The organism is Streptomyces sp. yr375 (assembly GCF_900110755.1).
Classification (GTDB): Bacteria; Actinomycetota; Actinomycetes; order Streptomycetales; family Streptomycetaceae; genus Streptomyces.
In genome coordinates this window covers 164,328-178,650 of record NZ_FOFF01000009.1, presented here as the reverse complement: position 1 = coordinate 178,650, position 14,323 = coordinate 164,328, and the positions used below count along the sequence as shown (strand labels likewise).

Annotated in this window: 14 protein-coding genes; 7 read left to right on the top strand and 7 right to left on the bottom strand. The window is 70.5% G+C overall.

The genetic code is table 11. The features are described from left to right. Nucleotides 1-93 precede the first annotated feature (93 nt). Nucleotides 94-315, top strand: coding sequence for a hypothetical protein (locus BMZ82_RS12750; RefSeq protein WP_093774942.1), 222 nt, complete (start codon nucleotides 94-96; stop codon nucleotides 313-315). A 354-nt stretch (nucleotides 316-669) separates the two neighbouring features. Beyond that, a complete protein-coding gene (locus BMZ82_RS12740) occupies nucleotides 670-858 on the top strand; it encodes a hypothetical protein (protein WP_093774941.1) in 189 nt (62 codons plus the stop codon). Between the two features lie 69 nt (nucleotides 859-927). On the opposite strand, the gene BMZ82_RS12735 is transcribed toward BMZ82_RS12740, so the two are convergent. Then, on the bottom strand, nucleotides 928-1,377 hold the full coding sequence (locus BMZ82_RS12735) for an RrF2 family transcriptional regulator (RefSeq protein ID WP_093774939.1): 450 nt from the start codon (nucleotides 1,375-1,377) through the stop codon (nucleotides 928-930). A gap of 145 nt (nucleotides 1,378-1,522) precedes the next feature. On the opposite strand from BMZ82_RS12735, the gene BMZ82_RS12730 reads away from it, so the two are divergent. The 4 genes from BMZ82_RS12730 to BMZ82_RS12715 all read left to right on the top strand — a co-directional run bounded on the left by BMZ82_RS12730 (nucleotide 1,523) and on the right by BMZ82_RS12715 (nucleotide 6,916). Next, nucleotides 1,523-2,191: a DUF3105 domain-containing protein gene (locus BMZ82_RS12730; RefSeq protein ID WP_093774937.1), complete on the top strand. Its 669-nt coding sequence runs from the start codon at nucleotides 1,523-1,525 to the stop codon at nucleotides 2,189-2,191. An 11-nt stretch (nucleotides 2,192-2,202) separates the two neighbouring features. Continuing rightward, nucleotides 2,203-2,817, top strand: a complete 615-nt coding sequence (locus BMZ82_RS12725; RefSeq protein WP_093774935.1) for a DUF305 domain-containing protein — start codon at nucleotides 2,203-2,205, stop codon at nucleotides 2,815-2,817. Nucleotides 2,818-3,059: 242 nt separating this feature from the next. Further along, nucleotides 3,060-5,006, top strand: coding sequence for a S53 family peptidase (locus tag BMZ82_RS12720; RefSeq protein WP_093774933.1), 1,947 nt, complete (start codon nucleotides 3,060-3,062; stop codon nucleotides 5,004-5,006). Between the two features lie 155 nt (nucleotides 5,007-5,161). After that, complete coding sequence (locus BMZ82_RS12715) at nucleotides 5,162-6,916, top strand: NAD+ synthase (protein ID WP_093774931.1); 1,755 nt, start codon at nucleotides 5,162-5,164, stop codon at nucleotides 6,914-6,916. A gap of 143 nt (nucleotides 6,917-7,059) precedes the next feature. Here BMZ82_RS12715 and BMZ82_RS12710 read toward each other — a convergent pair whose 3' ends face one another. Further along, nucleotides 7,060-7,644, bottom strand: a complete 585-nt coding sequence (locus BMZ82_RS12710; RefSeq protein WP_093775053.1) for a GNAT family N-acetyltransferase — start codon at nucleotides 7,642-7,644, stop codon at nucleotides 7,060-7,062. Nucleotides 7,645-7,669: 25 nt separating this feature from the next. After that, nucleotides 7,670-8,443 (bottom strand): GntR family transcriptional regulator, encoded by a 774-nt coding sequence (locus tag BMZ82_RS12705; protein WP_093774929.1) that lies wholly within the window; start codon nucleotides 8,441-8,443, stop codon nucleotides 7,670-7,672. A gap of 212 nt (nucleotides 8,444-8,655) precedes the next feature. Between BMZ82_RS12705 and BMZ82_RS12700 the strand changes: the two genes are divergently transcribed. After that, a complete protein-coding gene (locus tag BMZ82_RS12700; RefSeq protein WP_093774928.1) occupies nucleotides 8,656-8,979 on the top strand; it encodes a hypothetical protein in 324 nt (107 codons plus the stop codon). 293 nt (nucleotides 8,980-9,272) lie between these two features. Here BMZ82_RS12700 and BMZ82_RS12690 read toward each other — a convergent pair whose 3' ends face one another. From BMZ82_RS12690 to BMZ82_RS12675, 4 genes are all read right to left on the bottom strand, one after another. Beyond that, on the bottom strand, nucleotides 9,273-10,499 hold the full coding sequence (locus tag BMZ82_RS12690; RefSeq protein ID WP_093774924.1) for an MFS transporter: 1,227 nt from the start codon (nucleotides 10,497-10,499) through the stop codon (nucleotides 9,273-9,275). A gap of 118 nt (nucleotides 10,500-10,617) precedes the next feature. Continuing rightward, nucleotides 10,618-11,700 carry an endonuclease/exonuclease/phosphatase family protein gene (locus tag BMZ82_RS12685; RefSeq protein ID WP_093774922.1) on the bottom strand — a complete coding sequence of 361 codons (1,083 nt, stop codon included), beginning with the start codon at nucleotides 11,698-11,700 and terminating at the stop codon, nucleotides 10,618-10,620. 179 nt (nucleotides 11,701-11,879) lie between these two features. Beyond that, nucleotides 11,880-12,485, bottom strand: a complete 606-nt coding sequence (locus tag BMZ82_RS12680; protein WP_093774920.1) for a TetR/AcrR family transcriptional regulator — start codon at nucleotides 12,483-12,485, stop codon at nucleotides 11,880-11,882. A gap of 205 nt (nucleotides 12,486-12,690) precedes the next feature. Further along, on the bottom strand, nucleotides 12,691-14,283 hold the full coding sequence (locus BMZ82_RS12675) for an MFS transporter (protein ID WP_093774918.1): 1,593 nt from the start codon (nucleotides 14,281-14,283) through the stop codon (nucleotides 12,691-12,693). Between the last annotated feature and the right edge of the window lie 40 nt (nucleotides 14,284-14,323).

The following is a 14,323-nucleotide window of genomic DNA, read 5'->3' as shown; positions in this document are numbered from 1 at the left end:
CCGCCGTTTTCGCCGTCCGGGACGGGTGTCGATGCGTGGATGTGACGCGGACGGCCGCAGCGATCGGACGCGCGCTGGCGCATACTGGTGGCAATGACGAAGCCAGCAGCCCAGAAGCGTTATTTGCCTACCAGCCCCTTCAAGGCCCCGGTGGCGCCGGTCCCCAAGCAGTTCGCCGTGGGCGACCAGGTCACACACGACATGTACGGCCTCGGCCGTGTCGTCGGCATCGAGGATGGGATCGCGGTGCTTGTGGATTTCGGCTCGGCTCAAGAGCGGATCTTGAGTCCCTACGCCAAGATGAGCAAGCTGTAGGACCGCTGCGCCCGGTCACGGCAGACCGGGCCTCATCATGACCCCGTACCGAATGGGAGACCTCTCATCGAACTGACCTCGCTGTTCTCCGCTCCGGAGGGGGCGCCCCGCGGTGCCGCGACAGCATCGCCGCCTCCGACGACGAACCCCTTCCAGGCCCCCGACTTCGGTGAGGTCGACACCTACTCGCTCGACGACGCGCACGCGTCCGCCCTCCCCGGCATGGACGCCCCCCAGCGCAGGGCGGGCTAGCCCCGACCACGACCGACCAAGCCTCAGGAACTTTCCCCTTCTGCCGGTAGGCGGGCATGCTGGTATGCCCGTCCTCTGATCAGATGCGAGGTGGGGGCAGCAGTGAGCAGGAGGCGTTACGTCGCCCGGGGGGTGCCGGGCGGCTACCGGATCTGGGACAACCGGGGCCGCCGATGGTGGGGCGACCTGTACGAGCTGTGCCCGGACGGTCTCCTCGTCGAACTCAACGGCCAGGCGGACCCGGAGCGGATCACCGCGCTGCTCAGGCACCACCGGGCCCGGAAGCGGTGAGCGGCGAGCGGTAGAAGTCCGAGCGGTAGAAGTCGAGGGTGGCCGCCGTCCGGCCCTCGGGGGTGCGCGTCACACCGGGCGGGTCGTGATGCCCAGCAGCAGCGGGCCCGTCGGTTGCCGTACGAGGTCTGCGACCGTGACCGGGTCCAGGGACGTGAAGAACGCCTCCTGCGCGCGCCGCAGAGCGCCGCGCAGGCGGCAGGCCGGGTTCAGGGGGCAGGGAGTGGCGCCCTCGCAGTCGACGACGTCGCCGTCGCCCTCGAAGACGCGCACCAGTGCGCCCACCGACGCCGTACGGCCGCGCTCCGTCAGGGCCAGCCCGCCGCCCCTCCCCCGGCGGGCCGCCAGCAGGCCCAGGTGCTGGAGCTCGGCGACGACCTTGGCCGCGTGCGTGTAGGGGACCTCCATCGCGGCCGCGACCTCCCGCGTCGTCTCCCGTGTCGTCTCCTGCGCTTCGTCCGTCGCCGCCAGCCGCATGAGGACGCGCAGGGCCAGGTCGGTGGATCGCAGCAGCCGCATGGGAGGGAGCGTAGGTAATGCGCATCTCGGCTTCAAATTATCGTGCCCTCCCTACAAGATCCCCCATCCTTCGCATTACGATCGGCGGACCGTGGGCAGATGCGCCCCTCCCGTCCCGCCCCTTTCCCCCAGAAGGACAGGCCTCATGGGTTCCGCCGACCAGACCAGCAGCACGACGCGCAAGGCGCGTATAGAGGAGATGCGGCGGGCCGAGCAGGCCCGTGAGCGGCGCAACCGGTTTCTCGCGATCGGGGGCAGTGTCGTGGCCGTCGGCGCGCTCGTCGCCGGCGGGGTGTTCGTCGTGAAGTCGCAGTCCGGCCACGACGCCTCCGCCGCCGCCTCCGACTCCAAGTCCTCGGGGCACTTCGTCACCGGTTCGGACGGCGTCAAGACGTGGAAGGGCACCCTCGGCCGTACGCACGTCGCCAAGACCGTGAAGTACCCGACCGAGCCCCCCGTCGGCGGCGACCACAACCAGGTCTGGATGAACTGCAACGGCGACGTCTACACCAAGGCGCTCAACAACATGAACGCCGTCCACTCGCTGGAGCACGGCGCGGTCTGGGTGACGTACAACAGCAAGGCGGCCAAGGCGGACATCGCCGCGCTCGCCGCCAAGGTCAAGAAGACGCCGTACACCCTGATGAGCCCGGACGACGCGCAGGCCGACCCGATCATGCTGACCGCGTGGGGGCACCAGCGCACGGTGACGAGTGCGAGCGACGCGAACGTGGACAAGTTCTTCGCGAAGTTCGTGCAGGGCTCGCAGACGCCCGAGCCGGGCGCGGCCTGCACGGGCGGTCTGCCGCAGTGAGGTACGCGGGTGTGGCGGTCGCCGTGGCCGGGGTGCTCGTCGCCGCGGGGGCCGTCACCTTCTCGGTCGCCGAGGACGGTGGGACGGGCGGCGGCGCGAGCGGCGTGGTCCCCGCCGTGGACTCCGCGGACGCCGGGTTCGCGCGGGACATGGCGGTGCATCACCAGCAGGCCGTCGAGATGTCGTACATCGTGCGGGACCGGACGGCCGACGCGGACGTCCGGCGGCTCGCCTACGACATCGCGCAGACGCAGGCCAACCAGCGCGGCATGCTGCTGGGTTGGCTCGATCTCTGGGGGTTGCCGAAGGTGTCGTCCGACGCGCCCATGACCTGGATGGGCATGGGCGACATGGCCGACGGCGCGGACGGCGCGCTCATGCCGGGCATGGCCACCAACAGCGAGTTGAAGAAGCTGGGCACCCTCAACGGCAGGCAGGCGGAGGTGTTCTTCCTCCAGCTCATGACCGAACACCACAAGGGCGGCATCCACATGGCGCGGGGGTGTGTCGCCAAGTGCACGGTGGGCGTCGAGAAGCGGCTCGCGCAGGGCATGGTCGACGCGCAGGAGTCGGAGCTCGAGGTCATGGCCGACATGCTCAAGGAGCGCGGTGCCAAGGCCCGGTGACGGGGCGTCACCGACGACCGGACGATCCCGGTGACACAACGGTCCTATGACGGAAAGATCCCGGTAACGGGAAGATCTTCGCCCGGCCGTCACACGTCCGGAAGGACCTAAACCCCAAAACGCCTCCGACAGCGGTTACTTGGGTTCTTCTTGGTCTTCACATTCCCCTGACATGAACGGTTCACGGCGAGAGTGGCCGAGACGAGTGATCTACTCGCGTCGAACCACATACAGGGGGTCCTATGAGATCCAACCGTGCCGCGCTGCGCGCCGGAGCGAGCATGGCGGCCACGCTGCCCATGATCGCCGGCGCGCTGGCGCTCGGTATACCCGCGGCGCACGCCGCGGACAGCCCCACCCGTGACACGCTGGCCGGGACCAAGCCCGCGTGGGCCACGGCCAAGGCGGACAAGGGCTCGACCCCGGACAGCAGCCAGGTCTCCGCCCGGGTCTACCTCGCGGGACGGGACGCCGCCGGCCTCGCCGCGTACGCGAAGTCCGTCGCCGACCCCGGCTCGGCCGCCTACGGCGAGTACCTCTCCGCCGCGCAGGCGCAGGCCCGCTTCGGCGCGACCGCGGCGCAGGTGGCCGCGGTCAAGTCGTGGCTGACGGCCGCCGGTCTGAAGGTGACGGGCACGTCGGAGCACTACGTCTCCGTGAGCGGCGAAGTCGCCGCCGCCGAGAAGGCGTTCGGCACCCAACTGCACAACTACGCGAAGAGCGGCAAGACCTACCGCGCCCCCGCGCAGGCCGCCTCGGCGCCCGCGGGTCTGGACGGCGCCGTGCTGACCGTCACCGGCCTGGACAACGCGCCGCACAAGGCCAGCTCCAAGGACCAACTCCCGCCGCCGGACGCGGTGTTCAAGAACGCCGGGCCGTTCTCCTCGTACTACGGCTCCAACGTGGCGACGACCCTCCCGTCGGCGTACGGCCAGAAGATCCCGTACGCCGTCCAGGGGTACACGGGCAAGCAGTTGCGGGCCGCCTACGGCGCCGGCAAGTTCACCGGCAAGGGTGTGCGCGTCGCCATCACGGACGCCTACGCCTCGCCGACGATCGCCTTCGACTCGGCCACGTACGCGAAGGCGCACGGCGACGGGTCCTGGAAGACGAGCCAGCTCAAGCAGGTCCTGCCCGCGCAGTTCACCAGGACCACGGAGTGCGGGGCGTCCGGCTGGTACGGCGAGGAGACCCTCGACGTCGAGGCCGTGCACGCGGTCGCGCCGGACGCGAACGTCACGTACGTGGGCGCCGCGTCCTGCTACGACGAGGATCTGCTCGACTCGCTCAGCAAGGTCGTCGACAACCACCTGGCCGACATCGTCTCCAACTCCTGGGGCGACATCGAGGCCAACCAGACGCCCGACCTCGCGGCCGCCTACGACCAGGTCTTCCAGTTCGGCGCGGTCGAGGGCATCGGCTTCTACTTCTCCTCCGGCGACAACGGCGACGAGGTCGCCAACACCGGTACGAAGCAGGTCGACACCCCGGCCAACTCGGCGTGGGTGACGGCGGTCGGCGGTACCTCGCTGGCGGTCGGCAAGGGCGACAAGTACCTGTGGGAGACCGGCTGGGGCACCGACAAGGCCGTCCTGTCGGCCGACGGCAAGAGCTGGACCGGCTTCCCGGGCGCGTACAACTCGGGCGCGGGCGGCGGCACCAGCAAGACCGTCGCGCAGCCGTACTACCAGAAGGGCGTCGTCCCGACGGCGCTGGCCACGGCGAACAACGCCGCCGGCAACCGCGTCGTCCCGGACATCGCGGCGATCGCCGACCCGAACACCGGCTTCCGCGTCGGCCAGACCCAGACCTTCCCGGACGGGTCCCAGCAGTACGCCGAGTACCGCATCGGCGGCACCTCGCTCGCCGCTCCGGTGATCGCGGCCGTCCAGGCGCTGGCGCAGGAGGCGCAGGGCGGCAAGGCGATCGGTTTCGCCAACCCGTCGATCTACGCCAAGTTCGGCTCGCGGGTCTACCACGACGTCACGGACAAGCCGACGGGTACCGAACTCGCCGTCGCGCGCGTCGACTTCGTCAACGGCTTCGACGCGACGGGCGGTCTGCTGACCTCCGTGCGCAGCCTCGGCAAGGACAGCTCGCTGTCCGCGGTCAAGGGCTACGACGACGTCACCGGCGTCGGCACGCCGGCGAGCGGCTACGTCGAGTCGTACCGCGGCGCCAAGCGCTGAGCGGTGGCCGACCGGTGGCTGATCGGCGACCGACCGGTGGCTGATCGGTAGCCGGGCAGTACCCCGTAAGGGTTGAGAGTTATCGGTGGGGGTGCGTGAGGTGCGTGACACCTCGCGCACCCCCATCGCGTCGCACTGACGATTACACTGGTTCCGTGCCTCAACTTCGTCTCGCTCTGAACCAGATCGACTCGCGCGTCGGCGACCTCGCCGGCAACACCGAAACGATCCTCCGCTGGACCCGGCACTCCGCCGAACAGGGAGCGCATCTCGTGGCGTTCCCGGAGATGGCGCTGACCGGGTATCCCGTCGAGGACCTCGCCCTACGCTCCTCCTTCGTCGAGGCCTCCCGCGCGGCCCTGCGCGCGCTCGCCGCGCGCCTCGCCGAGGAGGGCTTCGGGGAGCTGCCGGTGATCGTCGGCTACCTCGACCGGTCGCAGGACGACCAGCCGAAGTTCGGCCGCCCGGCCGGCTCCCCGCGCAACGCGGCGGCGGTGCTGCACGGCGGCGAGGTGGTCCTGTCCTTCGCCAAGCACCACCTGCCGAACTACGGCGTCTTCGACGAGTTCCGCTACTTCGTGCCCGGCGACACCATGCCGGTGGTCCGGGTGCACGGGGTGGACGTGGCGCTCGCCATCTGCGAGGACCTCTGGCAGGACGGCGGCCGGGTACCGGCGGCGCGCTCCGCCGAGGCCGGTCTGCTGCTCTCGGTCAACGCCTCCCCCTACGAGCGGGACAAGGACGACACCCGCCTGGAGCTGGTCCGCAAGCGGGCCCAGGAGGCCGGCTGCACCACCGCCTACCTCGCGATGATCGGCGGGCAGGACGAGCTGGTCTTCGACGGCGACTCGATCGTCGTCGACAGGGACGGCGAGGTGATCGCGCGGGCGCCGCAGTTCTCGGAAGGCTGCGTGGTCCTGGACCTCGACCTGCCGGCGGCCTCGGCCGACGCGCCGACGGGCGTCGTCGACGACGGTCTGCGCATCGACCGCGTCGTGCTGTCGCAGGAGCCGCTGCCGGCGTACGAGCCGGAGCTGTCCGGCGGGTACGCGGAGCGGCTGGACGACGCCGAGGAGATCTACTCGGCGCTGGTCGTGGGCCTGCGGGCGTACGTCGCGAAGAACGGCTTCACGTCGGTGCTGATCGGTCTGTCGGGCGGCATCGACTCGGCGCTGGTGGCGGCGATCGCGTGCGACGCGGTGGGCGCGCAGCATGTGTACGGCGTGTCGATGCCGTCGAAGTACTCCTCCGAGCACTCCAAGGGCGACGCGGCGGAGCTGGCGCGCCGGACCGGCCTGAACTTCCGCACGGTCCCGATCGAGCCGATGTTCGACGCGTACATGTCGTCCCTGGGCCTGACGGGTCTCGCGGAGGAGAACCTCCAGTCCCGGCTGCGCGGCACGCTGCTGATGGCCGTCTCCAACCAGGAGGGCCACATCGTGCTGGCCCCCGGCAACAAGTCGGAGCTGGCGGTGGGGTATTCGACGCTGTACGGCGACTCGGTGGGGGCGTACGGGCCCATCAAGGACGTGTACAAGACGTGGATCTTCCGCCTGGCGGAGTGGCGCAACCGCGCCGCTGCGGAGCGCGGCCAGACCCCGCCGATCCCCGAGAACTCGATCACCAAGCCGCCGAGCGCGGAGCTGCGCCCCGGCCAGGTCGACACGGACTCCCTCCCGGACTACCCCGTCCTGGACGCGATCCTCGAGATGTACGTCGACCGGGACCAGGGCGCCGACGCGATCGTCGCGGCGGGCTACGACCGTGAGCTGGTCGCCAAGACCCTGCGCATGGTGGACACCGCCGAGTACAAGCGGCGCCAGTACCCGCCGGGCACGAAGATCTCCGCAAAGGGTTTCGGCAAGGACCGCCGCCTCCCCATCACCAACGCCTGGCGCGAGTCCCTCTAACCATCAGCCCAGCGCGCCCTCGCCCGCTTGAACGACACACGGGGCGCGCTGGCCGGTCTCCGCGTTCTCACCAACCGGCACCACACAGTCAAGAACGCCGCAGGCTTCCACAAACGGCACGACGACACCCTCACCCGGGACGATCAGTACTCCGCGGACCTGGTCGCGACGTCAGGGGACTGCGGAGTCGCGAAGCCCCCATCGCCGGGGGCGGCGTAGCAGATCGCCTCGATGCTCTGTCCCGCGCCGAAGTGGTGGGTCGTCCGCCCCGTCCTGGACCAGCCGAGGCGCTCGTAAAGACGTATGGCGGCCTGGTCCTTGACCATCACGTCGAGGACCAGGCGGCGGCCGTGACTCAAGCCGTAGCCCATGGCCGTCCGGACCAACTGCTCGCCCACGGCGCGCCTGCGGGCGTCTCGGACGACGAAGAGGCGGGCCAGTACTCCGATGTGCTGCTCGATGTGCTGCCCGTCGGCCGCGCTCTGTTCGAGCCACAGCGTCACCGCGCCCTCGCCACACGGCCGCATCACCGCCACATGGCCGACGATCCTTCCCCCGGCCTCCGCCACCCAGGAGGCCAGTACGTCGTCGGACCGCAGCCAGTCCGCCGGACGGGCCACCCCCTCGACCGGGTAGCCGTCGGTGGCGTGCACGTCGGTCAGTGCCGCTGCGGCGCCGGGGAGATCCGTGTCCCGGAAGGGGCGGACGACGATGCCGGTGCTCTGCATGCTGGGCTCCTCGGGCATAGGGCGACTACTCGACGGCCAGTTCGTAGAGCAGGCCGGTCAGGTCCGCGCGGTGCACGTAGCGGGACACCTCGAACGGCTCGCCCTCCTGGTCCAGGCTGGTGTGCAGGACTTCGATGACGGGCACGCCGGAGGGCAGCCCGAGGACCGCCGCCTCGGCCGGGGTCGGCATGCGCGCGGTGATCTCGTCCCGTACGCGGGTCATGACGTGGCCGAGGTCCTCTAGCCGGCCGTAGATCCCGTCCTTGCCGGTCCGGGGCTGCGTCAGTGGTGTGCCGTCGGCCTCGTCCCACCTGAGGTAGGTCGACACGATCTGCACGGGCTCGTCGTCGGCGAAGTAGTGGTTCTCCCGGTGCAGCACGCTCTCCTCGTCGGCCGCCACGCCCAGGCGCTCGGCGATGTCCCGGGGCGGGTGCTCACGGGTGACGGCGACGACGTCGATGCGGGCCTCCTTGCCCTGACGCCTGGCTTCGAGCCGGAACGGAGTCAGACCGGTCTCGCGGTTGGCGCGTGCGTACCGGTCGCTGCCGAACCGGAACAGCCGCTGCGACTCCCGTACGAAGACCCCGCTTCCGTGACGGGCCGTCACCAGTCCCGCTTCCGAGAGAATCCGGATCGCCTCACGGGCCGTGTTGCGCGCGGCTCCGTACTGCTGGGCGAGAGCCCGCTCCGAGGGCAGTTTGTCACCGGGCGCGAGACGCCCGGCCTCGATGGCGGCCCGCAGTTCCTCGGCGATGCGTCTGCTCGGCGGCTGGCTCGAGGAGGATGCGGAGGCTGTCATACCCCCAGCATATCAACTGGCTTAAGCCAGTCGCTTGACGCGGACGGCCGCCCGTCCCCAAACTGGCTTGAGCCAGTAGCCGACTTCCGTCGGCTGGACCATGCCGGGACGGTGTCCTACCGCCAAGCAGACACACCGCCCCGGTTCCCCCGGAAGGGAGCCTTCATAATGCCCTTGACGCGAGCGACCGCACACCTGACAAAGGTGAGCGAGTGAGCTACGACCGAGACGCCGTGGCCGCGCCTCCTGCGGGGCTGCGGCTGCTGCCCTGGGAGAGCGACACCGGCAACCCCTGTTTCGTGTCGGCAGGCGACACCCCCAGCCCGTTGTCGCGGCTCGCGGACGAGATCGAGGCGGCCCAACTCCACGACGCCGCCGACGTCCTGGCGGACGCGAGAGCCGTCCTCGACGACGGCAAGGCGGGCGAGTACGCGTTACGGGGCGCGCTGCGGGCGACCACGCAGGTCCTCGGCGCTGTACTGCGCGTCGCCGGCAGCCGGGGCGCCAGGTTGCCCCAGCCTGGCGTCCACCCGTGACGGCGGCCGACGCGCCCGTCCTGTCCGCAGAGTGCACGCTGGCACGCAAGCCCGGCTACGACGACGTACACGCCTGGTGCCGCCAACTCAAGGACATACCGCTGCCCCACTCCACACACGTACTGCTCGTCCACCGGTGCCGCTGCTCGTGCCACCGACAGCCTCCGCCGGAAATCCCCTCGTGCGCGCCCTGATGCCGGCGCGGACGCCGTACTGACGCACCCCGACGGCAGGCCTGCCTGCCCCGCTGTGGAAAACACGGTCCTCCCGACGGGCTCGCCGCCGGGAGGCCATCAGTGATGAACGCCCGTTTCCGCAGGCTGTGGTACGTGGGTGGCGATGATTCGTTCGCGGGCTGTGGGCTGTGGGGTGCGGCGGTGGTCCACCGTGTAGGCGGTGGCCGCTACCAGAAGGCCCAGGATCGCCAGCGCCGCGCCTGCGAGTGCCGGGGAGGTGGCCGTGAAGCCTGCTGCCAGGGTCAGGCCGCCGATCCAGGCTCCGCCCGCGTTGGCGAGGTTGAAGGCTGCCTGATTGGCGGAGGAGGCCAGGGAGGGGGCGGTGGACGCTTCTTCCATGACCATGAGGTTCAGGGGGGAGCCTGTGATGAAGGCCGCCACGCCCAGGAGGAACACGGCCAGTGCGCCGCCCCAGGTCGTTGTCATGAGGAGGGGGAAGAGGGCCAGGACGACGGCGAGGGACGTCAGGCCGGTGAACAGGGTGGCGCGCATCGCGTGGTCGGCGAGGCGGCCGCCCAGCAGGTTGCCGATCGTCGCGCCGACGCCGAACAGGGCCAGCAGCAGCGTCACGCTGGAGTCGGCGTACCCGGCGGAGTCCGTCAGCATCGGCGTGATGTAGCTGTACGCGGAGAAGAGCGCGCCGAAGCCGGCGACCGTCGTGCCCAGCGCCAGCCAGACCGGGAGGGACTTCAGGGCCGCCAGTTCGCCGCGCAGGCCCGTCGCGGGCGCCGCCTGCGGCAGGTGGCGAGGGATCAGCAGGGCCAGGGAGACGATCGCGGCCAGGCCGATCACGCTGACACCGAGGAAGGTCGCGCGCCAGCCGAGGCCCTGGCCGACGAGGGTGGCGACGGGCACGCCCGCCACGTTGGCCACGGTCAGGCCGAGGAACATCAGCGACACCGAGCGGGCCTTGCGCTCCGGCGCGGCCAGGTTGGTGGCCACCACCGCGCCCACGCCGAAGAACGCGCCGTGCGGCAGTCCGCTGAGGAAGCGGGCGGCCAGGAGCGAGTCGTAGCCGGGGGCGAGGGCCGAGAGGGCGTTGCCCGCGACGAACAGGACCATCAGGGAGATCAGGACGGTCCGGCGCGGCAGCCGGGCCGTCAGCGCGGCCAGCAGCGGGGCGCCGACGACGACGCCGATCGCGTACGCCGAGACCAGGTGTCCGGCCGTCGGGATCGACACACGCAGGTCGGCCGCGACGTCGGGCAGCAGGCCCATCATCACGAACTCGGTGGTGCCGATGCCGAAGGCACCCACGGCCAGGGCGAGCAGGGCCAGGGGCATGGAGAAGTCAGCCTTTCGGGGAGAGCGGATTCCGTTAGTCATACGATGCGCACGCTTCGTATGTTTACCTACGGAACAAAGCATCCCCGGCCTTGTATTCCGGCAGATGACCTGCTGGTTAAGGTGTGGTGACCTTCACACGCGCCGCCACCGGAAGGTGGTCGCTGCCCGTCCGGGGCAGGGTCCAGGACGTCACCGGGTCCACGCCCTTCACCATGATCTGGTCGATCCGCGCCATCGGGAACGACGCGGGCCAACTGAAGCCGAAGCCGTTGCCCGCCGCGCCCTGCGTGGAGCGCATCTGGGACGTCACCGCGTTGAGCGAGCGGTCGTTCATGGTGCCGTTCAGGTCGCCGAGCAGGATCACCCGGGCCAGCGGCTCGTCGGCGATCGCCTCACCCAGCGCGTCCGCGCTCGTGTCGCGCTGCCGGGCGGTGAACCCGGCCTGCACCTTCACCCGCACCGAGGGCAGATGCGCGACATAGACGGCGACCTGCCCCTGCGGCGTCGTGATCGTCGCCCGCATCGCGCGCGTCCAGCCCAGCTTGATGTCGACGGGCTGCACGGAGCTCAGCGGATACTTGCTCCACAGGCCGACCGTGCCCTGCACCGAGTGGTACTTGTACGTCGCCGCCAGCGCCTTCTCGTACACCGGCACCGCCGGCTCGGTCAGCTCCTCCAGGGCCAGCACGTCCGCCTCGGACGCGGCCACGTCACGGGCGGTGCCGGCGGCGTCCGGGTTCTCGGCGTTGACGTTGTGGGTGGCGACGGTGAGGTCCCCGCCGCTGCCGGTCTTGTCGCCGAGCAGCCCGCCGAAGAGGTTCAGCCAGACCACGGCCGGCAGGATCACGGCGATCAGCGCGGTCGCCGACCTGCGCACCAGCGCGAGCACCAGCAGCACCGGCACGAACACGCCGATCCAGGGCAGGAACGTCTCCGTGAGGCTGCCGAGGTTGCCGTAGCGGTTGGGGATGCGCGAGTGCACCAGCATCACCAGGGAGAAGGCCAGCGCGAACCCGGTGAGGACCAGGCCCCTCCGCCAGACGCGCGGATCGCCGCGCCAGCCCGCGAAGGCCCGCCCGGGAGCGCGGGAAAAGGTGCGCAGGAAAGTACCGATCAGGCGCCGAAGCCGGGTTCCCCGAGGCTCGGGTCCCGAGCCTCCGTTGTCGTCCGTCTCCGTCATGTACGCCTGCTGCGCCATACCGTCGCCTCACTGCCTGCCGTGCACCGTCCGTCCCCCGGGTACGACCCTAGGGGATGTTCGGGTTCGTTCTCGCCGTCCCGTGACGGCCGTACGGGCACGAGGACGAACGGGGCGCTGTCCCGGGTTCCGGGGCCGGGGTGCGCGGCCCGCTCTGTGACGAAACGCGCACACGCGGGCTACGCGGCCGGGGAACTGACGGGGCGTAGCCCGGCCAGCAGCGTGTCGACGATGCGCTCCGGAAGGTCCTCGGGCAGCTCGGCGTCGGGCCGCAGGACGGAGCGGACGATCATCGGGCCGACGATGAGGTCGTTCACCAGTTCCACGTCCAGGTCGGCGCGGAGTTCGCCGTTCTCCTGGCCTCGGCACAGGACGTCGATGCTCATCCGGCGGCGGGGCGCTATGACCGCGGAGTGGTAGGCCGCCCAGATCTTCGGGCTGCTCTTCATCTGGGCGTGCACGTTGCGCAGGATCGCCGAGGAACGGCTGGCGAGGCCGCGCTGCCGCAGCCACTCCAGCAGCATGATCAGGTCGTCGCGCATGGAGGTGCCCGGGAGCAGTTGGGGGTCCTCGGGCTCGGTGGCGCGCAGGACGTCGACGAAGAGCTCCTCCTTGCCGCTCCAGCGGCGGTAGATGGTGGCCTTGCCGACACCGGCGGTACGGGCGATGCGCTCGATGGAGATCTCGGCGAGCGGGACGCCCTCCTCCAGCAGCTTCAACGTCCCCTCGATGATGGCCCGTTCGACGGCCTCGCTGCGGGGCCGCCCCCGGACGGGCTGCTCCACGGCGCCACTACCGGCGCCACTAGCGGCGCTGTCGTCGGTGCCGTTGTGGGTGCCGTTGTGGGTGCCGTTGTCGGTGCCGTTGTCGGTGCCGTTGTGGGTGCCGTTGTGGGTGCCGTTGTCGGTGCCGTCGTCGGCGAGGCTCACGTCCACTGGTCGCTCGGTCCTTCCGCTGATCTTCTCGTCGTACCGGGAATTGTCGCCCGGCCTACGACTTCGTCCGCACCAACTCCCCCTCTTCCGTGTCCTCTTGGGCGGCCTTCGGCCGGCCCGGCAGGAACGCGGCCACCACGACCGCGCCCACCAGCGCCACCCCGGCGCCGCACAGGGCGGTGACGTGCATGGCGTGCAGGAAGGCGTCGTTGGCGGGGGCGATCAGCGCCCGGCCCGGTGCGCCGAGCTTCGCGGCGACCCCGAGCGTCGCCTCGATGGACTCGCCCGCCGTGTCGCGCAGACCGGCCGGGAGCGCGCCGAGGTGGCCCTCGATGCCGTCGCGGTACGACGTCGACAGCACGGAGCCGAGGACGGCGATGCCGAGCGCGCCGCCGACCTGCCGGAAGGTGTTGCTCAGCGCGGAGGCGGAGCCGGCCTTCTCGCGGGGCAGCGCCTGCATGATGACGACGCTGGTCGGGGTCATGATGTGGGCCATTCCGGTGCCCATGCAGAAGAAGACGAGCTCCAGGATCCAGATCGGGGTGTCCGCGTCCAGCATGGCGAACGCCGTCAGCGTCGCCGCCAGGACGAGCATCGCCGCCGTGGTCGTGGCCCTGATCCCGATGCGGTCCACGACCAGCCGGGCGCGCGGCGCGAAGATCAGTTGGGCGGCGGCCAGCGGCAGCAGCAACAGGCCCGTCTTCAGCGGCGAGTAGCCGCGCACGCTCTGGGTGTAGAAGACCGAGAAGAAGGTCACGCCCATCAGCGCGAAGAAGACCAGCGCGATGACGGAGATCGCGGCGGAGAACACCTTGTTCCTGAAGTAGCCGACATCTATGGACGGATGGTCGCTGCGCTTCTCGAACACCACGAACGCGGCGAGGACGACGAGCCCGGACCCTATGGTCGCGAGCACGGTCGGGTCGGTGAAGTCGGCCAGTTCGCCGCCCTTGATGATGCCGTAGACGAGCAGGACCAGGCCGACGACGGACAGCGTGACGCCGACGGGGTCGAGCCGGCCCGGCTTCGGGTCGCGGGACTCGGGCACCAGCCACAGCATCAGCCCGAACGCGAGCAGCACGATCGGCACGTTGACGAGGAAGACCGAGCCCCACCAGAAGTGGTCGAGGAGGAGACCGCCGGTGATCGGGCCGATGGCGATGGCCAGGCCCACGCCGCCCGCCCACATGCCGATCGCCTTGGGCTGCTCGTCGCGCTCGAAGACGTTCATCAGGACGGCGAGGGTGGCGGGCATCACGAAGGCCGCGCCGAGCGCCATCAGCGCGCGGAAGGCGATGAGCTGGGCGGGCGAGCCGGACTCGGCGGCGAGCGCGGAGCCGATGCCGAACACGGCGAGCCCGCCGAGCAGCACCCGCTTGCGGCCGATCCGGTCGCCGAGGAGACCGGCGGAGAACAGCAGCCCCGCGAAGACGAGCGTGTAGGCGTTGATGGCCCACTCCAGCTCGCTCTGGGTGGCGCCGAGGCCGGTCGGGGCGGGCGTCGAGATCGTCTTGATCGCGACGTTCAGGATCGAGTTGTCGAGCACCACGATCAGCAGGCTCAGCATCAGGACGCCGAGGATCGCCCAGCGGCGCCGGTGCACCGATTCCGGTATCCGCGGCGCAGCGGGAACGGCAGGAGTAGTCATGACATCGAGCCTAAAACACTTCCGATACGAGACCGTCTCG

Excerpts from the sequence above, each read along its gene's own strand:
- BMZ82_RS12690 (WP_093774924.1), bottom strand. The coding sequence starts at position 10,499 with ATGCCCCTGGCCCTGCTCGCCCTGGCCGTGGGTGCCTTCGGCATCGGC.
- BMZ82_RS12675 (WP_093774918.1), bottom strand. The coding sequence starts at position 14,283 with ATGACTACTCCTGCCGTTCCCGCTGCGCCGCGGATACCGGAATCGGTG.
- BMZ82_RS12685 (WP_093774922.1), bottom strand. The coding sequence starts at position 11,700 with ATGGCGCAGCAGGCGTACATGACGGAGACGGACGACAACGGAGGCTCG.
- BMZ82_RS12710 (WP_093775053.1), bottom strand. The coding sequence starts at position 7,644 with ATGCAGAGCACCGGCATCGTCGTCCGCCCCTTCCGGGACACGGATCTC.
- BMZ82_RS12730 (WP_093774937.1), top strand. The coding sequence starts at position 1,523 with ATGGGTTCCGCCGACCAGACCAGCAGCACGACGCGCAAGGCGCGTATA.
- BMZ82_RS12735 (WP_093774939.1), bottom strand. The coding sequence starts at position 1,377 with ATGCGGCTGCTGCGATCCACCGACCTGGCCCTGCGCGTCCTCATGCGG.
- BMZ82_RS12705 (WP_093774929.1), bottom strand. The coding sequence starts at position 8,443 with ATGACAGCCTCCGCATCCTCCTCGAGCCAGCCGCCGAGCAGACGCATC.
- BMZ82_RS12750 (WP_093774942.1), top strand. The coding sequence starts at position 94 with ATGACGAAGCCAGCAGCCCAGAAGCGTTATTTGCCTACCAGCCCCTTC.
- BMZ82_RS12720 (WP_093774933.1), top strand. The coding sequence starts at position 3,060 with ATGAGATCCAACCGTGCCGCGCTGCGCGCCGGAGCGAGCATGGCGGCC.